Genomic DNA, 26249 nt, shown 5'->3' on the forward strand with positions numbered 1-26249 from the left:
CGCATGATGTGAATCTTTCTTGGCTTGAATGGAAAAATACCCCTTGGGGGAAAGCGACTCAAGCACAGTGGCGCTATGCGTTACGCAACGCTATTGCAATGTGCTTGGCGCTTGGCGTCGCCTTTTTATTGGATTTAGATGCGCCTTATTGGGCTATGACATCCGCGGCGGTCGTCAGTTTTCCTACCATTGGTGGCGTTATCAGTAAAAGCATTGGGCGAATTCTGGGGAGTTTACTGGGCGCACTGGCCTCAATGTTAATTGCTGGTTCATGCCTGAACGATCCCTGGCTGTTTACTTTTGCCATTGCTGGCTGGCTATCGCTATGTACCTATATCTCTAACCACTATCAGAACAATGTTTCTTATGCTTTTGCGCTGGCGGGCTACACCGCAGCTATTATTAGCTTCTCACTGACTAACAGTACCGACTCCCTACAAGTTTTTAATACCTCTCAGGCTCGAGTATGTGAAGTTGTGACGGGCATTCTCTGTGGTGCCGTTATGATGATGATTCTACCCAGTACTTCTGATGGCTCCACCCTGCTTGACTCACTGAAAAAGATGCACAGCCGTTTGCTGGAACACGCAGAAAGCTTATGGCATGCAGAAATGACACCTCAAGTACGCACATCTCATGAAGGTATTATTAACCAAATTCTGACCATGAACGTATTGAGAATTCAGGCTGTCTGGAGCCATTACCGTTTGCGGCGGCGTAATAATATTCTTAACTACATGCTACACCAGCAATTGCGTCTTACCAGTGTGATTTCAGGCATTCGCCGTTTGATAATCAACTGGCCGGAGCGGCCAGAAAACTTGCCTGAAGTTCTGCACCGTTTACTGACCGAGCTAAACAAACCCGATACCAATAAGTATCGCCTAGCTAAGATTTTACAAGAGATCTACCCGCCAGATGAACGCGATTTCCGCCATCGTACAGTTTGGCTACGGTTGCGTCACTTTTGTTGGCTCTATCTGGAGTCCAGCCGTTGGTTACTTCGTCTGGAAGCTACCGCTCCGGATAGCGATCTGCAACCACCAAAAGTTAAAAGTATCGCTCAACATACCGATTCTACTGAAGCCGCTTATAACGCATTAAGAACATTTTTATGTATTGTGATCGGCTGCGCCTATTGGATAAATACCCAGTGGGATGCGGGCGCATCTGCATTAACATTAACGGCTATCAGTTGCGTTCTTTATTCTGCGACTCCCTCGCCCATCAATAGCGTCATGACGTTGATTAAAGCCATCGTACTGCTTTCCATTGCCTGCTATATGGTTAAGTTTGGCCTGATCATTCAAATCGATGATTTTTGGCTGTTCTGCGCCTTTTTGCTTCCGATATTGCTGACCATGCAGATGTTAAAATTGCAGCATCCTCGCTACGCATCCCTTTGGGGGCAGCTCATCGTTTTTATGGGATCATTTTTAACTATTACCAATCCGCCAGATTATGATTTTAGCAGTTATATTAATGATGACTTTGGCAAACTAGCCGGTGTTATTCTTGCCGGCGCAGCCTTCCAAATATTAAGACCAAGCTCTGATAAAGTGAAAAGCCGACGGATTATTCAGGCATTACGACGTGACTTTATGAACCAGTTGAGCCAGAAACCGTCTCAAACTGAAAGTTATTTCGAGTCTATGGTCTATCACCGCATTAGTCAGCTAACCCAAAGTAAAGATGAACAGGCCCGCATTTGGGTATTGCGCTGGGGTGTTGTTCTGCTTAACTGTAGCCATGTTGTATGGCAACTACGAGATTGGGAAATCCGCTCAGACCCACTGGTAGTGGTACGAGAAGTCTGTATTCGTTGTTTAAAAGGCATTATGACGGAAAAAGGCGTTCAACAACGTTCGCTGGAAATAGCCCTAGAAGAATTATTAAAGATGAGTACCGTTCTTTCCCATCATCATGATGCCTCCGCCAGAGAGTTGGCAGGGTTGATCTGGCGTCTCTATTGTTCCCTGTCTCAGCTACAGCAAGCCACGAGTGATATACCAGCGACCTTGCCGGAACAAACGAAACCGGCCTGAGAATAAAAGTGTAAGCCCCCGATTTTGGGGCTTACACTTATTTTGATAAGAAGATATTACTTAACTTCAGCAACGGCTCCCGGCATGGTTTCTGAAACTTTATCTTTTTTCAGCGCCATAATCACTATAGCCCCCACCACCGTCAGTACTGCTAATGTCAGCAGACCCGCCATTGAGTTATTCATTACCGTTTCAGCTTTGACTCGAATCAACGGTGCCAGAAAACCACCGATTGCACCAAACATATTGACGAATCCGATCCCTGCCGCCAGTGCCACACCCGATAACATACTGGTTGGCATGGTCCAATACACTGGTTGAACGGCAATAAAGCCTGCGGCTGCAAAGCACAGTGCAATAATAGCCACTACCGGAGGGGCAAAAGCCGACACGCCAATACCGATACCAGCAACCGCCAGCGTAAACGCCGCAAGATTGCGACGATTTCCAGTTCTGTCTGAATAACGGGGAATATAGTAAGTCCCAAACATCGCCGCAATCCATGGAATCGCCGCCACCATTGAAGCCTTAAAGCCCACCGTGGTCCCCATCAATGCCGCAACCTGAGTTGGCAGGAAAAAAATCAGACCGTATACACTAATCTGAATCAACATATAGATAATTGCCAAATGCCACACCTGCACATTATTAACCACATCCATTAACCTTGAGGTTTGTTTCTTCGACTCTTCGCTGGATATCTGCTCGATTAACGCTTTTTTCTCCTCGGCGGTTAAAAAACGTGCTTTTTGCAGATTGTCGTCCAAATACCAAAAGGTCCAAAAACCAGCCAGAACGGCCAGAACCCCTTCAATCATAAACATCCAAAACCAGCCCGGATGTCCGGCAAAACCATGCATTTCTAATAGCGCGCCCGATAGCGGAGAACCCAGTGTTAACGCCAATGGCGCGCCCATATAGAACAGCCCCATTACGCTGGCACGAGTACGCTGAGGAAACCATTGCGAGGTCAGATAGATCATTCCTGGGAAGAAGCCCGCTTCAGCCGCCCCTAATAAAGTGCGAACCGTCAGGAATTTCCATTCGGTATCACAAAAAGCCATTGCCGAAGATAAAACTCCCCAACATAGCGTCGTAACACCGATCCATTTTCTGGCACCAAATTTTTTCATTAACAGATTGGCTGGAGCCCCCAGACAGGCATAAGCAATAAAAAAGATACCCGCACCCAACGCGTAGGCTTCATTACTTAAACCGGTATCTAACTGGTAAGACTGCTTGGCAAAACCAATATTGGCACGATCTAAAAAGGCCAAAATATACAGCGTCAGCATAAAGGGAACCAGACGCCACCTTGTTTTAGTTACAGCCGTGTTGAGAACCGTAGTCATGACTAGATCCTTAATGATATAGAGTTTGATATTGCCTGCCCGTTCACCGGCAGGCTTATTATTTAATTAACGGCTAATCAAATATCAGTGTGTGTATGGGCGGGTTAATTTACACGCCGGATTCAACTCAACACCGAAGCCGGGTTTATCCAGTACTGATTTATGCATCCGTCCATTAATCGGTACCGGCTCATTAAGCAGGATCGGATCAAACTGTGGACGCATGGTTGAGCAGTCCGGGCTAGTCATCAGGAACTCACTGAACGGCGTATTGGTAAATGTGATTACCGCATGATGTGAATACACAGAAGAGCCATGAGGAACCACCAGTTGACCACGCGATTTGGCGATAGCGGCAATTTCTAACAATGTGGTTAAGCCACCGCACCAGCCAACATCTGGCTGCATGATATCAATACCCGTTTCAGACAAGGTTCGGAACGACTGTAATGTCCCGTGGTGTTCACCGGAGGTGACCAACATTCCTAGAGGGGCGTTACGTTTCAGCTCCGCATATCCTTCGAACTGCTGTGGAGGCAGACACTCTTCAATCCATTTCAAGTTGTATGGGGCACAAGCATGGGCCAGTTTAGTGGCATAATTCACGTCCTGACTCATCCAACAGTCCAGCATTAGCCAAAAATCAGGGCCGCATTTCTCACGCATATCGGCGACCATAGCCGCATCTTTGCGAATACCCGCATCACCATCATGCGGCCCCCAATGGGTTGGCATTTTACCACCGATGAAACCCAATCCTTTTGCTAGGTCGGGGCGTGCGCCAGTCGCATAAAACTGAATTTCATCACGAACAGCACCACCTAGGAGTTTATACACCGGCAGATCAACCACTTTGCCGAACAGATCCCATAACGCCAGATCGACACAGGAGATGGTGTTCATTACGAGGCCGCCAGAACCAGAATAGTACATGGTGGCGTTCATCATTTGATCGTTAATCAGCTTGATGTCCGATACGCATTTGCCTTCAATAAAGCGATTCAGATGTTTTTCTACAATAAAACATCCCATTTCACCGCCAGTGGAAACCGCAAAGCCTTTTACGCCGTTTTCAGCTTCCACTTCAACAATCAGTGTTCCCAGCACGTTAATCCCAAACGACTGACGGGATTGCTCATACTGCTTATATTTACTCATAGGTGTCGCAATATGATCGTCAATCCAGTGTTTATCGCCCTGGTCATGATAATCTGCACCGCCAGACCCCTTCTCTGCGGTAGCTCCACCCATAAAATAGGCTCTAACCTGTTTGATTTTAGGTAAGTTCATGGTTATCCTCTGTTTCGCTAGTTGGCAATACTTAGAAGTTGTTGCAGGGCTTTCTCTAGTTTATTTTTTATTGAGTTAGCCTTTTCTTTTACTGAATCAACTTGTGGGAATGGTGTTTCCCCCATGTTGAACCCTCTTATTTCCATCCCCAGTTTGTAACCCAGCGGGAATGGTAATGAAGACAGCATCATCATGACTGGCAATGCCGCCATTTGTAATTGATGAGCCTGTTGATCTTTTCCTTCCATCGTCAGGCGATAAATTTTTACCATAACTTCAGGTAATACACCGGCTGTTGCCGTCATACAGCCTTTCCCCCCCGCTTTGAGCGAGGGATAAAGAAACTCTTCACGTCCGGTCAGCACGTTAAATGGTGGATTCACTTCGCTGCAAAGAGAGAGCATCTGCATAAACTCAACGGCATTACCCCCCGAGTCTTTAATACCTACAACGTTGGATAACTGTGCCAACTCCGCAACCATTGCTGGTGTGATGGCATCAGCAAAGAATGGGATGTTATACAGACATACCGGTAGCGTTGTGCTTTCGATAATCTGTTTCATGGTGGCAACAATCACTTCTGGAGAATGGCGATAAAAAACCGGTGGCATTAACACTAAACCCGCAGCGCCCTTTTCTTTGGCAAATTTTCCCAGTGCAATACTTTCCTGAGCGGTACTGGCTGGTATACCGCACCAGACCGGAACTCGTCCGGCGGCTTGGTCAATAACCGTTTCCATCAGCGCACACTTCTGTTCAAACGACATCAGACCCGATTCTCCAACCGAACTCACAGGAAATAATCCGGTTAATCCCGCTTCGATTTGAAAATCAACAATTTTTCTGAGTTCCGCTAAATCAGGTACCCCATTTCTCCATGGGGTCAGCATCGCACTATAAATACCAGAAGGTCGAATCATGACTATTTTTGCTCCTTATTTGTGACTATGGCCCAGCTCTTTGGAAATCAGTTCTGCTGCATGCATTACTCTTTCCGCTAACATCTGCAAATTATTTTCGTTAACTTGCAAAGTGGTTCCTACCGCTGAAATCGCGGCAATAATATTGTTGGATGAATCAAATATTGGGGCAGAAATACACTGGATATTCAGTAAGTCTTCCTGATTATCGAAACTCCAGCCGCGCTGCCGAATGAGACCCAGCTCATTCACCAGCGCTTCTTCAGAGGTCAAGGTGTAAGGCGTGACTACCTTGAATTCAAGGGCGGAAATTAATGCACTTTGCCGCTCAGTACTTATCCAAGCTAATAAGCATTTACCTAATGCTGAGCTATATAACGAAAGGCGCTTCCCTTCCCATGAACGCACCTGAATGGTGCTTTTGGAATCAACTTTCAGCAGATAAATAGGATCGTTACCATCCAGTATCCCTAAATGGCAAACCAATCCAGTCTCCAGCATTAGCTGGGTGAGATAATCTTTAGCAATGCGGCGCAGGTCCAGTTGTTCAACAGAACGGCTGCCTAGCTCCATCAACTTCAGTCCTAAACGTAGAGAACCATCATCACTTTGGGCTAGCAGCCGAAGATTTTTCAATTCATCAATCATTAAATAGAGCGAACTTTTCGGCAGAGAGAGATTGCCAGCGATATCCGTCACCGAACAATGACCATTTTCCGCAACAAAGTTGAGAATATCGATAGCTCGGGTCAATGCGGGTACTTTCGATTTCTTGTTAATTTCCATTATATTGGAACCAATTCTCTTATATTAGACCTCATATTTATCACGTCTAACTGGGCAAACAATAGCCAAGTTGCCAATTTGTGATACTCATCTCACGGTATATTATTCACCCAACTTTCTTACCTTAATTATTCCAATATGATGGAAAATATCAGCTTATAATTCATTAAATACAATAGGTTGGAAAAACAGAAAGGGCTTATTATCGGAATGGGTAGTGGTTTATTTATGGGCAAAAAGCAGTGAATGCGTCGCGGCCTGTTATCAGAGATTAAACGTTAAGGTAGCCGTTCATTCAAATAGCAACACACTTCTGCTCCAGATGAAATAAATTCAACTTCGTTATGATAAATAACCAATATATTATTGGTTTTTCGCGGGTAAACTAGGGTTCCCTTTCATATCAATATATGGGTATTGCCATGATAAAAAAATTCAACTGCCGAGCATGGTTATGTGGTCTGCTGATTTCTCTTCCTTGTTCAGTTGCGGTATCAGCAACCCCTGAAGGATATCAGCTAGAACAGGTCGTTTTATTCAGTCGTCATGGCCTGCGAGCCCCTTTAGCTAATTCTGGTAGTGTGCTTGCAATATCAACACCAAAAAGCTGGCCCGCATGGGAGACTAAAGGCGGTTATCTCACCACTAAGGGCGGTATTCTGGAGAGTTACTTTGGTGAATATGTCCGTTCTTGGTTAACACAGGAAAATCTCTTTATTAATGATACCTGTCCTCAAGCTAAAGATACTTTTATCTATGCCAACAGCCTGCAAAGAACACTTGCCTCAGCGCAATATTTTACTCTGGGAGCATTTCCTGGGTGCGAAGTGAAAATTTTTCATCAAACAGACCTTGGCGTGATGGACCCAAACTTTAATCCAATTATTCACGATGGCTCAGATGAGTTTAAACAGTCGGCACTTGCGGCGATGAATGCAGAAGCCAGCGTTGATGGATTAGCGGGTTTAAATCGGGAGTTAAAGCCTGCTTATGACTTACTGAGTAAAATTACCGATTATAAGAATGGTAGTGTCTGCCTGACTGACAAACGCTGCGACTTAAACAGTGAACCTGCCGAATTTATCGTTACTAAAGATAAAGAGCCTGGAGTGAGCGGTCCTCTACGCATTGGTACCTCTATTTCTGACGCCTTTATTCTACAGTATTATGAAGGCTTCCCGACACAAGACATTGCCTGGGGTGCCATACAGTCAGACAGTGAATGGAAAATGCTGGCAGCGATTAAAGATCGCTACAGCGAAGTACTGTTCGGCTCGCCTTTGGTGGCCAAAGACGTTTCTGCCCCAATGATTCGCTATATTCATGCCATTTTTACTCAAGACGTAATGCGTCAACCAGCAAAATTTAACCTGTTAGTGGGCCATGACTCTAATATCGTCTCCTTACTTTCGATATTAAAGATTAAGCCATATCAACTTTCCGGCCAGTTCGAAAAAACACCCATTGGTGGGAAAATTGTTTTTGAACGCTGGAAAGATAAGGCCACCGATAAAAATTTAATGAAGATTGAATATCTCTATCAAACCAGAGAACAAATTCGTCATGGTGATAGGCTAACCCTGAGTCATCCCCCTAAACGAGTTGTACTGGAGATGGCTGATTGCCCTATCGACGCCAATGGTTTCTGTTCGTTCGAAGATTTCGCCAAAGCACTTGGCGCATTGCAGCAAGCCGCGCAAAAAAAGGAGTAGCACCCATTTTTTATTCAGCAATCACTTTGTGATTCACGAGGTGATTGCTATTCAGCAAACAACATTTTAATCTGCTCAAATATTTTCATATTTTTGTGATAGCCAATAAATTATTTACTGATAAGCCAATAAACCACTTACCAGATATACTTTATACTCATCTCATCAACTCTTACTGACAGTAACTCACTATGCTGAAAAACATGATAGGCGCTTTGGTTGTTATGCTTGGTCTTTCCTTCTCTCCTGTCATTGGTGCACAGGAAGCGTCAGCGACAGAAAGCCGTTACCAGTTTGACCAACATTCAGATTTCACTATTTTCTGGCATGATTTACAGCTTGCCGTCAGCACGCAAGATAAGGAAGCTGTTGCTAAAATGATGAGCTTCCCATTTAGCGATTATGAACACTCACCCATGATCTTTCAGAATGAAGCCGAGTTTCTAGCCCAATATAATGAGTTATTTGATGCAGAGATGATGAGGCTGATTCAAACCAACCAATACCGTCAGGGTGACGCGGATCAAAGCCAAGTACTTGATGCGGTTAGTCCTGAAGGCTACATCATTGAACATGAAAATAGCGATAATGGCTATAATCTGGTGATTGAAAAAGTAGATGGCATATACAAGCTGGTGCGTATTGCTTTTTATTCATAGCGCTTGATTCGAAAATTATTACGGGAGATAACCTGTTATACTCCCTTTAGTGGTCTCTGTTAGTTCATTTTTCTGCTTCAATTTGCATAACCGTTAAACACGGCCTTAACTCATTAATGTACTCACCCACCATAGGAAAACATCATGAGTCACGATCAGAAGAAAAAACCGCTAAAAACCCCGGAAGAAAAACGTCGAGAAAAACATGAGAAAAAGCATCCTCATGAAGAGGACAAGAAGAAGTAGCTGATTCTTACTCCTTATTACTGTCTTATGATGAACCTGGGCTACCCGGGTTCATTCTCTGACTGGACGCTATCACTACATCCGAGTAAGATTCCCTTTTTCTTTCAGAGGATGAACTCATGGCTCAGCAGCGCAGTCGTCGTTTACGCAAAAAATTACATCTTGATGAGTTTCAGGAAATTGGCTTTACCGCTAACTGGAACTTCGCCCAAGGTACTGATATCGATACTATTGACGCTTTTATTAATCGCATGATTAAAGAAGTGATTGAGCCTAACGGTCTAGGTTTTGGTGGCAGCGGTTATTTAGACTGGGAAGGTATTATCTGCCTGCAAAAAATCGGTAGCTGCACCGAAGAACACCGTACCCTGATTGCTAACTGGTTAACACAAAATGGCATGGAAAATGTCGAAACCAGCGAGCTGTATGATATCTGGTGGGAATAACATTCACCTATTAGCCTTAAGGCAACATCGTCTGGCGGTTAATTAAGTCGCCAGACTTTCCTTAGTCTCGTTGTTTTGCTCCCCTTCTGAATTTGATTCATTGACTCACCTTTCTTGAATCGTTTCGTGCAAATACCATTATTATGATAAATATCAATCTTTATCGTACACATTCCTCTGTTTCGCCAAGCCAGTCACAATTTTAATATCGGTTTTCTCTATGATAAATTTATCTGTATCTGAGCCAGATTGACGATACAAAGATAAAAATGATTAACCAATAAGCGCTATAAACACCTGTGCAAGGATGGTTATAATGAGTGATATTGCCCTAACAGTCAGTCTGTTAGCGCTGGTTGCCGTTCTCGGTTTGTGGATTGGCAACTGGAAAATTCGTGGCGTTGGGTTAGGCATTGGTGGCGTGCTATTTGGCGGCATCATTGTGGGTCACTTTACCCATACATATCATATTGAACTTGACGAAAACATGCTGCATTTCGTGCAAGAGTTTGGCCTGATTCTGTTTGTTTATACTATTGGCATTCAGGTTGGCCCTGGCTTTTTCTCCTCATTACGCCGTTCTGGATTGCGCTTAAATAGCTTTGCTTTCCTTCTGGTTATCCTCAGTTGCGTGGTAACCGCCGGATTGCATAAACTGTTCGATATTCCTCTACCGATTGTCTTAGGCATTTTTTCCGGAGCGGTAACCAACACGCCGTCTCTCGGTGCCGGACAGCAGGTATTAACCGATCTTCATGCCAATGGCGTCTTAGTCAACCAAATGGGTATGGCTTATGCGATGGCTTATCCTTTTGGTATTTGCGGTATTCTGCTGGTAATGTGGATTATCCGACTGGCATTCAAAATAAGTATTGACCAGTCCGCTAAAGAGTTCGATCACCAATCAGGCGCTTCTGCAGATAATTTGCAAACCATCAACGTAGAGGTATGTAACACCAATCTAAATGGCTTACAGCTACAAGATATTCCGCTTATAAACGGTGATAGTATTATTTGCTCGCGATTGAAACGAGATAATTTACTGATGGTGCCTTCTACCTCTACCCGAATACAGCTTGGCGATTTATTGCATCTGGTTGGCGATCGGCAATTACTCAATCAAGCCAAGCTTCTTATTGGTAATGAAGTTGACGTTGCGCTGTCTACTCGAACCAGCGATCTGAAAATGGCCCGAGTGGTAGTAACCAGCGAAAATGTCATGGGTAAGAAAATTGGCGATTTAAATCTGCACCGTTATGACGTGGTCATTACGCGCCTCAACCGTACTGGCGTTGAGCTAATGGCGGGGCGAAGCCTTTCATTACATTTTGGCGATATTCTTAATCTGGTCGGTAAACCCTCTTCCATTGATATGGTGGCTGATATTGTTGGCAATGCTCAACAGCGCCTTCAGCAGGTACAGATGTTACCCGTATTCATTGGTATCGGGCTGGGTGTTTTGCTGGGCTCGATTCCACTGTTTATTCCCGGCTTTCCCGCGGCTTTACGTTTAGGCTTGGCTGGCGGCCCGCTGGTGATTGCACTGATTCTTGGTCGCATCGGTACGCTGGGAAAAATGCACTGGTTTATGCCCCCCAGCGCTAACCTAGCCTTACGTGAGCTAGGGATTGTGCTGTTCTTATCCGTTGTTGGGTTTAAATCCGGAGCCAACTTTATTCATACCCTGCTCAATGGTGACGGTATTATCTGGATGGGGTATGGCGCACTTATCACCACTATCCCATTATTGATCGTAGGCCTGTTGGCCCATACCGTAGCAAAAATGAATTATCTGGTTATCTGCGGGTTGCTGGCAGGCTCTATGACTGACCCTCCAGCACTGGCCTTCGCCAACGGTATGCACCCTACCAGCGGCGCTGCCGCTCTTGCTTATGCCACGGTATACCCATTAGCCATGTTTCTAAGAATTATGTCACCACAAATTCTGGCACTGATGTTCTGGATTTAGACATAACAACCTAAAAATGGCTCATCAACTAAAAGGGCATCCTATAGCTGGATGCCCTTTTTACGTCAAATTAACGGTCTTGCTACTCGATTAACTCAGTTTCTTCTGCCAGAAAACGGCTTTTCCCATCTGCGGATCCAGCTCATAACCTGAAAAACCAAATTTACTGTAACTGCCTTTAGCTACGTCATTACCTTCAAGTACTTCCAGCGTCATCTTGCAGCAGCCTTTATCTCGGGCAACTTGTTCAACTTTTGCCATCATTTTATGACTCAATCCCAACCCTCTAAATGATGGGCTCACCACCACATCATGAATATTCACCAGAGGTCGAGCTGCAAACGTTGAAAAACCTAAGAAACAGTTAATTAAGCCTGCAGGTTTATTATCAACATAAGCCAAAATGGTAAAGGCATGAGGTAATTTCGCCAATTCCTCTAGCAGGCTTGCCTTTACGGATGGTTCCAACGCTTCACCACCCCCCATAGGATCTTGAGCGTAACCATCTAACAGCATCAGCAGATCTTTTCCCTGAGTGGGGTTCTGGTAATCAGCAATAACAATATCAACATTCATAACTAAAAGCGGATCCCGATATTTATCATTAAACAATCTTATTCTGCATCAGCAGGTTTTTTGCGAATAAATTTGTTTAGTAAATTACTTAAATCTTCTGGCGGAGCAGGACTCAGGCATTCATCTAAAGAAACGCCCAGTTCATTACCCTCTTTTCTCTTTTCTTCTGTCGTCAGCTTTTCATTGTCTTCGTCATTATCGTCTTCCACCATCACCGTGGCTTTCTTCTCTGCCGATTCTTTAGCTTCGACTTTAAGTACTTCAGACTTTTTTCCCTCTTCCGACGCCTCCGTTACTTTCGCTTCTAGCGCTAATGTTGTAGCCGAATTGGTATACATGACTTTGGCATAAGGCATATCCAATTCTGTTGCATCTTGCTGAGAATCCTGACTATCAAAGAAGATGTGAGGTTTAAATGCCTTAAGGAAACGGGTCTTCTGTAAACCACCAAGGAAGAAAATATCATTTATATAGATACCCCAATGTTTCAGTGTATCAACCATGGTCATTTCAGCCGGATCGCTGGAACTGTTTTGAGAGGTAATCAACGCCACCCGCAGCGGTGAATGATCCAGACTTTCAGAAATGCGTTCTTGTACTTTAGATAATTTAATCAATAAATTAGCATGAGGACCTGGATTAACTGAAGCTTCGGATTCATGACCCGTAATCGCGTTAAAGATCCCCGCATCGCCATCAAAAGCGAATCTCAGTTGAGGTAATGCAGTCTGCTCAAGCGTCTTCTTCGGTGCATACACCAAAGCGGTAGCACACTGATTATTATCCATTATCCGCTTAGCTTCTTGCATGTCGGTTGTCAGGAACAGATCGATATAATATGCATCCAGATAATCGCTAATCGATTCACCAGAAGTAAAAGCCGAACGCGAAATATTTAATCCGCGCTTTTTGATCTCTTTTAATACTCGGTAACCAACCTCTGGCGCATTGCGAGAGACGACAACAATTTCAACAACAGGCCCGTCATCATTAGATTTTTTATGTTCATTCAAGGCCAGTATCGATTTTACCAGCGGCATGCCTGCACCATCATTTAACGGCTTATCTTCATTTCCACGCAGATAGAGCCGAAATTCTTTCATGGCCGAATCAGGATCTTGCTGTAACTTTTCCTGGTACATATCGTTGTCGGCTGATAAATCAAATAGCGCTGTAGCTGAGATGCCTATCACCAACGTTTTAGATAGATCGAATGCCATAATGTTTTTATTTCCCTTTGAATATTGTAGATGCTCAACCATCCATAGCATGGATTTCAGACATATGGCTTTTTTTAGATAAATTCACTAACTTTCTGGTTAGTCATTTTTAGCGCTCAATGTCTGTGTTCGCTATGTTGTAATCAGGTGTCAATTTAACGTTTGTACCACCGAAATCAAATTTATTTTCATTAAAACAAAGCGACTGAATCTCAGTATTCATTATTTCTCCTTTTTGTTCCAGTAAGGTTGATAAATGTATCTCATTTTTCACAATTTATTTCACTACCGCAAGATTGAGATCTTCTGATAAATACTGGCTACCGTAGCGATTCCAAGGCGGTTTCTCACCAATATCATTACCGCGATCAAAAACAACACATAAGCGTGTTTAACAATATTTGGATTTTCCGGGCCTGGGATGCTTTGTGCGTGGTTTGATTGTTATAGAAATTAGCACCACGGGCGTTGGCAGTGGTGTCGCTATTTTACCCGTATTAATCTGGTTAAGCCTGACTGCGGTTACAACGGCAAGTCTGATGTCGATGCGAATGAAGATACCGTCAACCCGCGTTCACTTCTGCTTAGGTAATCGCCTGTTGACATTACACTAACGCCTACCCCTTATCTAACTTAAGATAGGCATAGCGTCTCATTGATGGTATTACTGCGCGATTATCTCGTGCTTCATGTATTGACGTACGGATGTCAAGGCAATCTTCAGTTCATAACTTATTCTTTCGGGCGAATAACCATCCTCTGACATACGTTTTATTTGTCTCAGGATATTCTCTTCATAGCCTTTATAGATATAACTGGTTTGAAATGTTGTTTTACACGATTTGCAATAAAATCTAGGGTAGCCATTTTGAGCTGTTCCATGCCGGTTAACTGTTTTAGATTCGCCACAGTAATGACAAATCGGTTTATTACCTTTCATATTTCCCTCCCAGCAAAAGCCTGCCTTAAAGTTTCAACACGCTTTATATTTACTTCCACTTTATAGAAAAAAGACTCAGGTATTCTGAATTATTTTTTTAAGAACATGACTGTTATTTACAATATAAGGCTATTGCAATACTTAAAGTGAATTATCCAAAGTTATTTTATTCAATCATACTTGGGTATGTTCCCCCAATAGAATTTAATATTAAATTGAGAGTAAAATCAAAATAAATCGTTCTTACCGCCCAATCAATCAAAACCATCAGCTAAATTAAATTTAATCAAAAAAATCAATTGATTGAAATAAAAAAGGACACCTGAAAAAATCAGTTCTTATTTTAAATAAATTATTATTTATTTTTTTAAAGTAAATTAATTAAAATTAATCATATTTAAATTATACCTAAATACAAAATCGTAAAATTTAAATCATAAAAACAAAGTTAGAAATGAACTTAAAAGCATAGGTGAAAAACATCATCGGAAAACACCAAAAAATACATAAGTAAATTTTAGCCATTTACTTTTAAATTAGGCATGCGTGACATTAAAGATAAGTTATTACTTAATAAATGGGCGTTAATTTTTTAGACTGGAAAAATAAAGAGGGCACTCATATTAGAGTGCCCTTATCTGGTGTTATCCATGCTGCCCGATAGATTTCTTTCGGTTTCACTGTCTTTGAATGTTTACTTCAATTCCCTGATGTACAGATTGAATATCAATACGGCAATTTAGAAACTGACCGATAACGAAAGCATTGGTAGAAAGATGGTCAGTTATCACTGGTGTTGTAAAACTCCCTTCCCCTGCTATAGCCATTGGTAACAGTAATTGGTCGGCTAAATACTCACCCACCGCCGCCGCCGACTTCAAATAGACTTGTGCTTCATCACAAGCTTCCTGTGCCACTTTCGCTGCCGCTTTTCCTTTAGTACCAATCGCACAGAATAGTTCGGTTAAATGCTCAAATTGCAGCTTTACTAACAGCGCATTACCGGCACAACGTGCTGATGAAACATCAACCGAGCACAACATTGATTCGTCAGCCTTTAACTGCTGTTTTACGATGTTCAATTCTCTGAAAGCAACGGATTCAGGTACGCCAGCGATCAGTGATTGTGCACCGATATCAATCAGTTTACCGCGCTGAGGCAAATGTAGCGCCTGCCATTGTTTAACCGGATCAATGGTCACTTCAACCTCACCGCCACCCGCAGGATAAAAGCCACAGCGATGTACCACTAAGGTTGCTTTTGCGCCCATTTTCGCCATTAATGGCAGCCAAACCTGCTGCAGAAAACTGGCTGATGGTGCCATAGGGTTATGTGTACCACCGATCAATTTCACTCGACTTTCACCATTGGCTGACCATAAGGCCGGTAACAGCGTTTGTAATACCAATGCACAACTGCCTGCACCACCTAAATCAAACTGATAGTCTCCTGACTTAATTTGACCGGGAATAAACGTCAACTCAGTTGAATTTAATGTTGCTCCACTCACCTGAGCAGCACAAACCTGTTGTGCTGCCAGAATCGCGGTTAAATGTTGGCGCATAATACCGGGCTTACTTCGCCCGGCTCGAATATGGGTAAAACTCACGGCTTTACCGGTGATCATAGACAGCGACAACCCGCTGCGGAGAATTTGCCCCCCACCTTCACCTTTTGAACCATCAATTTCAATCCATTGCACTTTACGCTCCTGTTTAATCTTATACTTTGCGCATCAGGTAATTACCCTTTAACACAAACTACCTGCTTTAAAGTATGAACAATTTCTACCAGTTCTGACTGTGCGGTCATCACTGCATCAATATCTTTATAGGCCATTGGTATCTCATCAATAACGTCTGAATCTTTACGGCATTCAACGCCAGCCGTCGCCTTGATTTGATCTTCTATCGAGAAACGACGTTTGGCTTCGGTACGGCTCATGGTTCGACCCGCTCCGTGGCTACAGGAGCAGAACGCGTCCGGGTTACCTTTTCCTCGCACAATAAAGGATCTTGCCCCCATGGAGCCTGGAATAATCCCTAATTCACCCGCCTGAGCGCTCACTGCACCTTTACGCGTTACCAAGACCTCTTGACCAAAATGCTGCTCTTTCTGTACATAGTTATGGTGACAGTTCACCGCTTGCATCTCTAAAGTAAAGGGCTTGGTGATAACACTACGTACTGCGGCAATCACATTATTCATCATGGTTTCACGGTTTAATCGGGCATAACGTTGCGCCCAATCAACGGCAAAAACGTAATCGTTATAATGTTCGCTCCCTTCAACCAGATACGCTAAATCTTGATGTGGTAGGTTAATGAAGTGTCGTTGCATATCCTTTTTAGCCAGTTCAATGAACAGGCTTCCGATAGCATTACCGATACCTCGTGAACCGGAGTGCAACATAAACCACACTGCCTGGTTCTCATCCAGACAAACTTCAATAAAGTGGTTACCGGTTCCCAAGGTTCCTAAATGAACACGGTTATTGGTATTTTTTAACTTCGGATATTTATCAATAATCTGCTTAAAGTCAGGATCTAACTGTAACCATGCGCGGTTTACTACTTCAGGCACATCATTCCAGGCACCTTTATCTCGTTTGGATCGATTAACGTCTCGTCCATGTGGAACCGCTCGTTCTATGGCGTCACGCACGGCAGATAAGTTATCCGGCAAATCGCTGGCGTGCAGAGAGGTTCTTACCGCAATCATGCCACAACCAATATCCACGCCCACTGCGGCCGGAATAATCGCCCCCACAGTAGGAATAACGGATCCAATGGTTGATCCTTTACCTAAATGCACATCCGGCATCACCGCAATATGTTTAAAGATAAACGGCATTTTGGCCGTGTTCTCTAACTGGCGTTTAGCCTCGTCTTCAACCGGCACCCCCTGAGTCCACATTTTCACCGGGCGGCCATTCTCAACGTTCATTACCTGAATTGAAGGTTTCATTATTTATCCTTTACTCTTTTCCATTTCTTCGTTTGTCTTATCATTTCAACAAACGGTATTCATTGAGGTCGGGCAACAAGTTTTAGTGAAACATTCACAATGCTCTATCCAACTGAGCTACGGAACCTGGTTAGATTCCGGCGGGAGTCGAACCCGCGACCTTTGCACTTGGATGTAGTTCCACCGGCATTTGCCCTGTATTTAGCTGCGGTAACAAGTATTATGCGAAACACGTGCTCTACCACTTGAGCTATTACTGATGACTCAGTAACCCGGGCTCGAACCGGGAACAATGTAGTTTCGCCTGCATTTACCGCTTATTCATAAAGCAAACCGATAACAACCAACGATGCTGAGATTTCGCCTTACCGAGGCCGGATTTGAACCGGCTAAGCTATGTAATCCCTGCGGGCATTGGTTACCCGTTTGCGTTGTTCTGCAATGGTGCTAACTATTATTTTTACGATTAATCTAACAATCTAACTCTGGCCCTGAAAAAGCGGAGGACAACAGTGATGAAACGTATTGGATGCAAGCATCCGGTGCTCTGCCTCTGAGCTACGGTTCCATTGTGGCGGAACCGACGGGATTCGAACCCGTGACCTCCTCATTCGTAGTGATGTAGTTCCATCGGCATTCCTCCTTTATCAGGCGAGGCATAACATTATGGTGATCGGGAAAGTAAATTCCTTATCATTTAGTTCTAGCGGTTATGCCACGATGCTCAGTTATTGTGACAATGTCACTTTATCAATTTCACCTAACCAATGTTGAGATTGCATTTGTCCTTGGGAAAATGCGCTAATCAACTGAAATACGGTGTCAGAAAACCCACCAATATTCAGAATGTCATCCCGTTCCTTTGCCTGTGTGGTGGCATTGGGCTGGATATCCAGACAAACCAGTCTGGCCGACGGATTAAAACGCTTAAACATTTCCCACTGGCGCATGGTTTCTGTTGCGCCACTTCCCTTACGATTTATACTTCCCCAAGACTCGTTATCCGAAACCAACAGTACCAAATCAGCACGAATGCCTTTAGCATTTAACCATTTCAGCGGTGCGCTACAATCTGTTCCACCACCGCAGGCCGCAGCCAACTTGGCGGCATTGGTCAGTACCGTATCTCTTGGATTCAATGTTACCCGGTTGCTCTCTACCACTTGATACTCAAAGGGTAAAATTACCGTATCTCGCTGCTTACGCAGATAAGTGGCAGCAATTAATGCCGCAATATCAACGCAGCGGGTTACGGTTGTTGCTCCAGGGCGAAAACCGGTTGCCGGCGAATGCATAGAACCAGATACATCTGGACATACCACCATTTTCCCCACCACGGGTAATACATTTTCTAATGCAATTTCTAGCGCATCCTGTAATGCTTCGCGCACCATCAGCGGGATCGCTTTACTGGATGACTGATATGCCGTCATTAGCTGATATGGGAACACGTTTGCCTGCATGATGTTCTTTCTATCACTCAACTTGTCAGCAACCATTTTTGCCATGCCCGGCAATTCAAACACGCCGTGACGGGCAAAGGTATTCAGATTCATTCGCACCATTTGCCAGCTACCCTGCTTTGCGATCTCCGCCCAGTCAGCCGTGGTTAAATTCAAGGACGTCAACATCTGAAACGGCACTGCCGGTAATCCACCCTCATCACAGCTACCTTGGCGTTTATATTGTTCAAACGCACGAGTAATGGGAGGTAATGCATTTTCATCATAAGGTTTCCCAATTAACCAAGCAAAGAAGGCTTCTCTCCAGCTTTCTTGAGGTTTCGGGTGCACCATTTTTACCACATCAGCTAACGATGGATTATTACCGACTGCTGCCGATAATAAAGCTCGCTCGCTAGCGTTATTTAACCAATCCTGCACTAATTTTTTAGGACGAGTCCCTAAAGATTTACGTCCAACGGTGCCACTACGTAATATTTGCACAAAGTTACGCAACATTTTGCCGTTATCCACCACCTGTGGAAACGCCATCGGTAAATACGCTTTTCCCTTAACTGAAAGCACCGCTAGCAGCAATGCCGGCATATCTTTCATGTAGCCGTATTGACGGCAGTACACCGCTATTTTTGCCAGCATTAACGGGTCAACTTGAGAACACAACGTCATCACTGTTTCTAACTGAGTTTCTGCCGAGGCGTAATAAGTACCGTTTAAGCACCCTGTCGCAGCGTACTGGGCCAGAGCATGTTCCGCACTAAACGGGTATGCCGTTCCACCTGCTTGGTTCAGGCTATTGGCTTTTGGTAACAGGCGACCCTTTAATGATTTAAATAGTTGAATATTCGCCATGCTCATTCTCCTTTGAGACAAATTTAATCTGGTGGACAAAACGCAACCTTCTGTTGTTATCACTACCAGTTAATCTTTGATGGTGTGTTCTAACGTTGCTGCCCTTCATGCCAGATATATAGCGATAAGCGTGCCAACTTTTAAAATCAACGGAAAAATAAATTTAATCACATGAATTAAAAGAAAATTAAATTTATTTTTAATTTTGAGGGATACCTCAACGGAAAACCAGCTGGGGATATAACTATCTATAAGGATAAATAATTATCTATTAATATAAAAAATGGCAACGCAATCGGGTTATCGCCTTGCCATTCAGCACGCTCTTTTCAATTATGAACAAGATACGTCTATTTTAACTGCTGTATTGCATGCCAAACTTCGTTCAGCGTATTAACCTGCACATCAGCTAATCCAAATCGCTTATCCTGACGCGCTTCTGGCGCAGGCATAACAATCACTTTCATCTGGGCCGCTTTGGCCGCCACCATACCGTTTACCGCATCTTCAATCACGATACACTCTTCCGGGCTAACGTTAAGTATCTCTGCCGCTCGTAAAAACACCGCCGGATGAGGCTTACCATTGATCATGCCTTCAGCAGAAATTTGGTGAGAAAAGTAATGGCTAATATTTAACGCTTCCAATACACAGGCAATTTGCTTTTGTGGTGAAGAAGAAGCAACCACCATCGGTAAACCGTGCCGTTGAATCGTTTCCAACAGTTCCACTACGCCTGACATCGGCTGGGGATGGGTTTGTATTTGTTGTCCAACATCAGTAACGATTTCTTCAACACGGAGAGGGATATCTTCCAACGGGAGTGAATAACGGCGGTGATGCTCAATCAGTAATTTATCAATACGGATACCTGCGCTGTCTTTAAAATCCTCATGGCCTAAGTGGACCCCATAGCGCTGCAAATAAATTTCCTGTTCGACCTTAACCCAAACAGGTTCGGAATCCACCAATACACCATCCATATCAAAGATAATAGCCGTCGTCATACCCTCTCTCTCCTGCTCTGATGATATTAATTCCTGCCTGCCGATAACGTTGGAACGTCTCCTCTGGCAGTAACGCGTCAGTAATAATACAGCTCATCGAGAGTAACGTCGCCACGCTGTGAGGTTTTATCTGATCAAATTTGCTGTGATCGGCCAATAACACGACTTGTCGAGCCCGCTGGATCAGCATTTTCTTCACCCCTACCTCAAAAACAGTGGAATTGGTTATGCCGCTATCCAATGACAGCGCATCACAAGACATAAAGGTTTTATCCGCTGAAAATAACTTCAACATATCAACAGCTAGGCTTTCCCCCACGGAAAAATACCCAGAGCGGATCATGCCTCCGACGATATAGCTTTCCAGTTGGTTATAACAACCCAATTGATTGGCTATTTTTACATCGGTGGTAATCACTTTGGCAGGGATATCCGACAGCCGTTTAGCCAACTCCAAGCAGGTTGAACCTGAATCCAGTAAAATACAGTCATCCGGCTTCATCATATTACGCGCCACTTGAGCAATGTCTTGCTTAGCCACGCGCTGAATACTTTGTTTAACATCAAAAATATATTCTTGGTCTACGGTAGTTTTGTCAAAAACGATCCCTCCGTGGCAACGAACCATGCCAGGATAGCCATCCACGATAATCTGAAAGTCTCGTCTGACGGACGCTTCGGCGTAACCGAACAGTTCAACGGCCTGACGCGTTTCTATCTTTTTATGCTGCCATAGATAGTGCAAGATATTACGCATTCGATCGGAACGTTTATCGCTCATACCCAACCTCTCGAAAAGTATTGACGTTTATCACATAGTCTTCAGAATTAAAAAGGGCCCGACCCAGCACCAGATGCCGCGCTCCGGCAATGTGAAGTTTCTTAGCAGCAGCAAGCGTAATGCCCCCATCAGCCCATATCTCCCTTGTCTTAAATAGTGAAGCGGCTCGTGTAACTTTATCAATCAACAGTGGATTAAAACGCTGTCCCATACCGTCAGGCTCACTGGTCATAATCATTATGCTATCGACAAGTGTCGCAAGATAAGAATAAGGTTCCAGTGGTGTTGCCGGATTAAAGGCCAGCCCCGCTTTACTGCCAATACCGTTGATTAGTGCCAGAATTTCAGCGGGGTTCGCCAACGTTTCAACATGAACAAATACCCAAGCTGGATTGAGTGGTTTCAACCACTCAATCCACGGAAATGGATCATTGACCATTAAATGAAACGATAAGGGATGATGCGTTACACCGGCAACCTGAGTCGCCGTTTTTACACCGAAAGTGATATTTCGGATAAAGCTAGTGTCTTCAATATCTAAATGTATCGAACCCACCGTCGCAGTATTCAACACGTCGAGGGTTCTTCCTAATTCGAGCTGACTGGCAGAAGCCAATGAAGGATGAATAGTGGTTAACATAATCAGATATCCACCGTTGCTGAATGCAACACCCGATAAAGTTGCTCATCACTTTTGGCCTGTTGCATTTGTGCTATCAGCGCTGAATTGTCCAATAAAGAGGCAATAGCCTGAATAGTCTTTATATGTTGTTCCGCATCCGTTGCGCTGACGCAAATGAGCAACCAGATTGGATCGCATTCTTCATGACCAAAGCTGACTGGCTGCGACAATGTGGTAAATGCCACGCCGTTACGAATCGCGCCCTGTTCCGGGCGCGCGTGGGGTAAAGCAATTCCCGGTGCTATCAGATAATACGGCCCATATTCCAGCGTATTATCGATAATGCCTTGTATATACTCTATTTTTGCGTAGCCAAGTTCAATCAAAGGTGTAGCTGCCAGCGCCACTGCTTCACGCCATGATTCCACATGGCGTGAAGCCTGTGTGGCTTTACCATCCTCAATCAACATCGTTGACTCCTTTCACTATTAGGTTATTGTAATATTCCCCCAAAGGTACTTTTGGCGAAGACTTTGGGGGAATAGCCGGTTCAATGGCTAACTACCGGGGGTAAGCACGTTGCTTATCCCTTTTTATTGGCGAATACTGCGAACTTTGTCCATAAATCGCGCTACGCGATCCCCATCGACAAAATTTTCAAAGATACCGTCTTTTTTGAAGTGCGTTGCAGTAACACAACCGTCAGCAATGGACAATTGCTCTTCTACGTTTTCCAGACAGACTCCGGTATTCGCTAATACCACCGTATTCGGGACGGTATCTTTCACTAACTTCAACGTTGCCGAGTCGGTTTTACTTCCGGCAGTCAAACCAGAAACACAAAGCGCATCCGGCCGATTGTTAAATACGGTTGATTTAGCAATTGACTGAATATCCCGGTTACCTAAATAGACCGCCGCTTCCGGCACAATATTGAACAGCGTTTTCACTTTTCCTGCACCAATACGCTGCTGATGTCGGATGGTCTCCCCCACATTGGTATTCCAAACCCCGAAATCACTGGCATAAGCCCCGGTGAAAATTTCCCGAATAAACAGTGCGTCTACCGCCATAGCTAAATCGAAAGAGGCCACCGGATCCCAGAGTACGTTAACACCGTAAGGAACCCGAATTTCCGTCATCAACTGACCAATGATACGCGCCATCGCAGCCGAGGTTTCTGGTTTCACTTTGGTTAAATAGGGCATACTAAATTCATTGGAGAACATCACGGCATCCACACCGCCATTCTGTAATGCGGTCAAATCATCATATGCTCTATCTATCACCCAGCTCATCCCTTTGCTGGCATCAAAACTCGGGTCTCCCGGTAGTGCTCGAAAATGACACATGGCTATCACCGTTTTTTCTGTGCCAATAACTGACTTAAGCCAACTCATCACTGTTACTCCTATTTAATTAAAACATGAATAAAAATTGTTAATCATCAATTATGCAGATAACTCTTTGGTACGTAGCCACAGTACAATTGCACATACCGCACCCACCGCAATCACTACACCAATAATGCCCATAGCCATTAATTCAACAATTGACCAACCAAACATATTCCCTACCGATAACGCACTGATTTGTGCACCATCCGCAGCAAAGCTAAACCCGCCGTTACGGGCCATTTCAGTAAAGTAAGGGGCGAACTGAGTAGAAATGAGCAATACGGTAATCATGACAATTATTCCGCTGATTAAGGTGCGAATTAAGTCGCCGCGATGAATCACCGTTGCCATGCAAATGAAAAATGGTGCGACAGGCAGATCCGCCAGTGGTAATACCTGATTGCCGGGCAATACGCTGGCGATCAATAACATGATAGGGATGAGCAGCAAGCCTACGGCAATGGTAGTTGGATGCCCCAACGTCACGGCGGTATCCAGACCAATATAGACTTCCCGACCGTGGAGATATTTTTGGAAGAATTTACGCGCACCGTCTGAAATCGGCATTAAGCCTTCCACTATCAGGCGAATCATTCGAGGAAACAGTACCATAATCGCCGCAACGGTGATCATTAACGTCATGGTGCCTTTAAAGTTTTCTCCGGCAGACAACCCAAAAATTAGCCCCAGCACAACGCCGATGATCACCGGATCGCCAACCATGCCGAAACGCTTCTGAATCTCTGTCGCATCAATATTTCGTCCTTTAAGAAACGGAATATAGCTATAGAGCTTATCCAGCAGGATAAACAGCGGTACCGAGCTGGAACCATATCCTTGTGGAATCGAGATCCCTTCTAATCCAACAATGCTTTGTACTCGTTTAGCCGTCAGGTCAGCAATTTTCAAAGAAAGCGCCGCATGGCAGATTGCCGCCAGCACCCCGTAGATTATATTTCCCGTCATTAACTGTACGACAGTACCCGTAATGGCGTAGTGCCAGTAATTATAGATATCAACGTTCATGGTTTTGGTCAGGCGGGTGACCAACATGCCAATATTAAGTAAGAAAATCACCGGAATAATAATTGCGCCAATGGCTGTGGCATAACCCACGCCGGAAGCTGGCCCCGCCCCCACATCCAGTATGTGCAGGTGCAAGCCAAAGCGTTCAATCATGATTTTTATTGGCGGGCTGAGGCTATCTATTGCCATCACAATGACTAACCCCATACCAACAAAACCAATACCTACCGTGACACCCGCTTTCACCGCTTGCAGAACAGGGATTCTGAAAATCAGACCGATCAGAATCATCACCATCGGTACGAAAACGGTTCCGCCAAGAGACAAAATGTAATCAAACATAACGCCTCCTGCCCTATTGGCTTAACAGTGCTTTAACTTTTTCTTTAAGCACATCATCATTAATACCAATTAATAGCGGTGCGCCGTTCAGTGTAGGAATACCGTAATCCTTATCCACCTTCATGGATGTCACGATCAGATCCATTCCGCTACAGTTATAAGGGATCTCATTTAGGCTGCACTGTGATGTGCTCACAGCGATACCTTGGGAGGTCAAATACTCCTGTAGTCGCTGCGCTATCATGGTTGAGGTGGACATGCCTGTTCCACAGGCTACCAATATCTTCTTCATCGTGCTGTACCTCATCATTGGAAAGAGTTTGTATATGCCTACACTTGGCGAGCGGCAACAGGAAACTGATGCCCTTTCACTTGAGCGATGGCGGTTAATAATCGAATGCAATCAGTTAGGTCGCGAATGCTGGCAACTTCGCTAGGAGAATGGGTATAACGGCAGGGAATAGACAGGCTGGCACAAGGGATACCATCTTGCTCCATTTGGATATATCCCGTTTCAGTAATCACGCCCGGAGCCACTTCTCTTTGTACCGGGATCTGATGCTCTGCCGCTGTTTTTTCCAGAAAAGCGATCAACTTAGGGGGAGTAATAAGACCCGCCAGCGTTCCTCGACCGTGATAATTCAGACAGGTGATACCCGGACCTTTATTAATCACCACATCGGAGTAATCCGACAAATCGGGCGTATCACAAGATGGCGTGATATCAATACCTATTGCCATATCTGGATTAATCCGTCTCAGTACCGGTAAAATCCCCCGGATGTTAAACTCCTCTTGTACTGAGGCCACCAGATAAAGGGCTATATCCAGATCCATCTGTTCTACTGCTGCGGCAACGCCCAGCAGCGCGGTACAACCCAGCCGATCGTCCAGCGCTTTACTGCAAACCAAATCGTTAGCTAAAAGTTGTGGAGGGTTATACAGACACACCGGGGTTCCGACTTTGATGCCCATCCGGGCGGCATCCTGTTTATCTGTGGCGCCGATATCAATCCACAAATGCTCGATACTCGGCGACTGAGTACGCTCGTCACCTTTACTGAAATGATAAGATTTAATACCGATGCAACCCGGTACTGGCCCCCGTTCACCGTCCAATCTGACAGTGGAACCTGACATCGTAATCTGCGCTGGCCCCCCAACACGTTCGAAGCGCAAAAAGCCGTTTTCTTCAATTTTGCGCACCATAAAACCCACTTCATCCATATGCGCGAAAACCATCAGTCTGAATGCATCGGGGGATTGGCTACCGTATTGAGCAACCACGTTCCCCAATCGGTCTTGCCATACCTGATGAGCACTCTGGCTAAACTGCTGCTGCATAACCGAAGCTATTTTATGTTCATGGCCAGAAATACCATCCAGCGCCAATAAACTGATTAAATTTTTTTGAACATCAAAAGTCATATATCCGCCCCGTTTCGCTATTTTGAAGGCGTTCAATGCGCCTCCATTCAATCAACTACTGAACGTTTATATGCTTACAATGGCGTTAAATTTGTGACATGCATCACTACTGATTGGCTAAATCCTTGCCAATAGCGAGTTCTGTGATTGATTTCAAAATAAAATAATCAATTAAAGTGATTGTTAGCATTATTCACTCATTCGC

Annotated in this window: 23 protein-coding genes and 1 tRNA gene; 6 read left to right on the forward strand and 18 right to left on the reverse strand. The window is 44.4% G+C overall.

What is annotated here, in order from left to right:
- Positions 1 to 8: 8 nt before the first annotated feature.
- Positions 9 to 2045 (forward strand): FUSC family protein, encoded by a 2037-nt coding sequence (locus tag HYN51_RS08210; RefSeq protein WP_108899587.1) that lies wholly within the window; start codon positions 9 to 11, stop codon positions 2043 to 2045.
- Positions 2046 to 2101: 56 nt separating this feature from the next.
- Here the strand turns inward: HYN51_RS08210 and HYN51_RS08215 are convergent, their stop codons facing one another.
- From HYN51_RS08215 to HYN51_RS08230, 4 genes are all read right to left on the reverse strand, one after another.
- On the reverse strand, positions 2102 to 3397 hold the full coding sequence (locus tag HYN51_RS08215) for an MFS transporter (protein ID WP_108899588.1): 1296 nt from the start codon (positions 3395 to 3397) through the stop codon (positions 2102 to 2104).
- A gap of 84 nt (positions 3398 to 3481) precedes the next feature.
- Positions 3482 to 4687 carry an L-rhamnonate dehydratase gene (rhmD, locus tag HYN51_RS08220; RefSeq protein WP_108899589.1) on the reverse strand — a complete coding sequence of 402 codons (1206 nt, stop codon included), beginning with the start codon at positions 4685 to 4687 and terminating at the stop codon, positions 3482 to 3484.
- Positions 4688 to 4704: 17 nt separating this feature from the next.
- Positions 4705 to 5607, reverse strand: coding sequence for a dihydrodipicolinate synthase family protein (locus HYN51_RS08225; RefSeq protein ID WP_108899590.1), 903 nt, complete (start codon positions 5605 to 5607; stop codon positions 4705 to 4707).
- Positions 5608 to 5622: 15 nt separating this feature from the next.
- Positions 5623 to 6387 carry an IclR family transcriptional regulator gene (locus HYN51_RS08230; protein WP_108901998.1) on the reverse strand — a complete coding sequence of 255 codons (765 nt, stop codon included), beginning with the start codon at positions 6385 to 6387 and terminating at the stop codon, positions 5623 to 5625.
- 428 nt (positions 6388 to 6815) lie between these two features.
- On the opposite strand from HYN51_RS08230, the gene agp reads away from it, so the two are divergent.
- From agp to HYN51_RS08250, 4 genes are all read left to right on the forward strand, one after another.
- Positions 6816 to 8105 carry a bifunctional glucose-1-phosphatase/inositol phosphatase gene (agp, locus tag HYN51_RS08235; protein WP_108901999.1) on the forward strand — a complete coding sequence of 430 codons (1290 nt, stop codon included), beginning with the start codon at positions 6816 to 6818 and terminating at the stop codon, positions 8103 to 8105.
- A 224-nt stretch (positions 8106 to 8329) separates the two neighbouring features.
- Positions 8330 to 8764 (forward strand): hypothetical protein, encoded by a 435-nt coding sequence (locus tag HYN51_RS08240; protein ID WP_157953007.1) that lies wholly within the window; start codon positions 8330 to 8332, stop codon positions 8762 to 8764.
- Between the two features lie 365 nt (positions 8765 to 9129).
- A complete protein-coding gene (locus tag HYN51_RS08245) occupies positions 9130 to 9456 on the forward strand; it encodes a YggL family protein (protein WP_108899592.1) in 327 nt (108 codons plus the stop codon).
- Between the two features lie 316 nt (positions 9457 to 9772).
- Positions 9773 to 11425 carry a putative transporter gene (locus HYN51_RS08250; RefSeq protein WP_108899593.1) on the forward strand — a complete coding sequence of 551 codons (1653 nt, stop codon included), beginning with the start codon at positions 9773 to 9775 and terminating at the stop codon, positions 11423 to 11425.
- A 90-nt stretch (positions 11426 to 11515) separates the two neighbouring features.
- On the opposite strand, the gene HYN51_RS08255 is transcribed toward HYN51_RS08250, so the two are convergent.
- Both HYN51_RS08255 and HYN51_RS08260 read right to left on the reverse strand, forming a co-directional pair.
- Positions 11516 to 12001: a GNAT family N-acetyltransferase gene (locus tag HYN51_RS08255; RefSeq protein WP_108902000.1), complete on the reverse strand. Its 486-nt coding sequence runs from the start codon at positions 11999 to 12001 to the stop codon at positions 11516 to 11518.
- A gap of 38 nt (positions 12002 to 12039) precedes the next feature.
- Positions 12040 to 13221 (reverse strand): 5'-nucleotidase, encoded by a 1182-nt coding sequence (locus HYN51_RS08260; protein WP_108899594.1) that lies wholly within the window; start codon positions 13219 to 13221, stop codon positions 12040 to 12042.
- Positions 13222 to 13649: 428 nt separating this feature from the next.
- Between HYN51_RS08260 and HYN51_RS08265 the strand changes: the two genes are divergently transcribed.
- Complete coding sequence (locus HYN51_RS08265) at positions 13650 to 13835, forward strand: hypothetical protein (RefSeq protein ID WP_108899595.1); 186 nt, start codon at positions 13650 to 13652, stop codon at positions 13833 to 13835.
- 1003 nt (positions 13836 to 14838) lie between these two features.
- Here the strand turns inward: HYN51_RS08265 and rtcA are convergent.
- The 12 genes from rtcA to HYN51_RS08325 all read right to left on the reverse strand — a co-directional run bounded on the left by rtcA (position 14839) and on the right by HYN51_RS08325 (position 26044).
- Positions 14839 to 15864: an RNA 3'-terminal phosphate cyclase gene (gene rtcA, locus HYN51_RS08275; protein WP_108899597.1), complete on the reverse strand. Its 1026-nt coding sequence runs from the start codon at positions 15862 to 15864 to the stop codon at positions 14839 to 14841.
- Between the two features lie 41 nt (positions 15865 to 15905).
- On the reverse strand, positions 15906 to 17129 hold the full coding sequence (locus HYN51_RS08280; protein ID WP_108899598.1) for an RtcB family protein: 1224 nt from the start codon (positions 17127 to 17129) through the stop codon (positions 15906 to 15908).
- A 135-nt stretch (positions 17130 to 17264) separates the two neighbouring features.
- A tRNA-OTHER gene (locus HYN51_RS16330) sits at positions 17265 to 17381 on the reverse strand.
- A gap of 476 nt (positions 17382 to 17857) precedes the next feature.
- Positions 17858 to 19441: a vWA domain-containing protein gene (locus HYN51_RS08285; protein ID WP_108899599.1), complete on the reverse strand. Its 1584-nt coding sequence runs from the start codon at positions 19439 to 19441 to the stop codon at positions 17858 to 17860.
- Between the two features lie 350 nt (positions 19442 to 19791).
- The gene (hxpB, locus tag HYN51_RS08290; protein ID WP_108899600.1) at positions 19792 to 20448 is read right to left on the reverse strand and encodes a hexitol phosphatase HxpB; all 657 of its coding nucleotides are present in this window, start codon (positions 20446 to 20448) and stop codon (positions 19792 to 19794) included.
- Positions 20426 to 21229: a DeoR/GlpR family DNA-binding transcription regulator gene (locus HYN51_RS08295; RefSeq protein ID WP_108899601.1), complete on the reverse strand. Its 804-nt coding sequence runs from the start codon at positions 21227 to 21229 to the stop codon at positions 20426 to 20428. Before HYN51_RS08295 ends, hxpB begins: the two co-directional genes overlap by 23 nt.
- Positions 21219 to 21869, reverse strand: coding sequence for a beta/alpha barrel domain-containing protein (locus tag HYN51_RS08300; protein WP_108899602.1), 651 nt, complete (start codon positions 21867 to 21869; stop codon positions 21219 to 21221). The genes HYN51_RS08295 and HYN51_RS08300 overlap by 11 nt, the downstream gene beginning before the upstream one ends.
- 2 nt (positions 21870 to 21871) lie before the next feature.
- On the reverse strand, positions 21872 to 22318 hold the full coding sequence (locus HYN51_RS08305; protein WP_108902001.1) for a PTS sugar transporter subunit IIA: 447 nt from the start codon (positions 22316 to 22318) through the stop codon (positions 21872 to 21874).
- A gap of 126 nt (positions 22319 to 22444) precedes the next feature.
- Complete coding sequence (locus tag HYN51_RS08310; RefSeq protein WP_108899603.1) at positions 22445 to 23251, reverse strand: BtpA/SgcQ family protein; 807 nt, start codon at positions 23249 to 23251, stop codon at positions 22445 to 22447.
- A 51-nt stretch (positions 23252 to 23302) separates the two neighbouring features.
- Complete coding sequence (gene sgcC / locus HYN51_RS08315) at positions 23303 to 24616, reverse strand: PTS sugar transporter subunit IIC SgcC (RefSeq protein WP_108899604.1); 1314 nt, start codon at positions 24614 to 24616, stop codon at positions 23303 to 23305.
- Between the two features lie 13 nt (positions 24617 to 24629).
- Positions 24630 to 24908, reverse strand: a complete 279-nt coding sequence (gene sgcB / locus HYN51_RS08320) for a PTS sugar transporter subunit IIB SgcB (RefSeq protein ID WP_108899605.1) — start codon at positions 24906 to 24908, stop codon at positions 24630 to 24632.
- A 38-nt stretch (positions 24909 to 24946) separates the two neighbouring features.
- The gene (locus HYN51_RS08325) at positions 24947 to 26044 is read right to left on the reverse strand and encodes a M42 family metallopeptidase (protein WP_108899606.1); all 1098 of its coding nucleotides are present in this window, start codon (positions 26042 to 26044) and stop codon (positions 24947 to 24949) included.
- Positions 26045 to 26249 lie beyond the last annotated feature (205 nt).

It is taken from the genome of Limnobaculum parvum, from assembly GCF_003096015.2.
Taxonomy (GTDB): domain Bacteria; phylum Pseudomonadota; class Gammaproteobacteria; order Enterobacterales; family Enterobacteriaceae; genus Limnobaculum; species Limnobaculum parvum.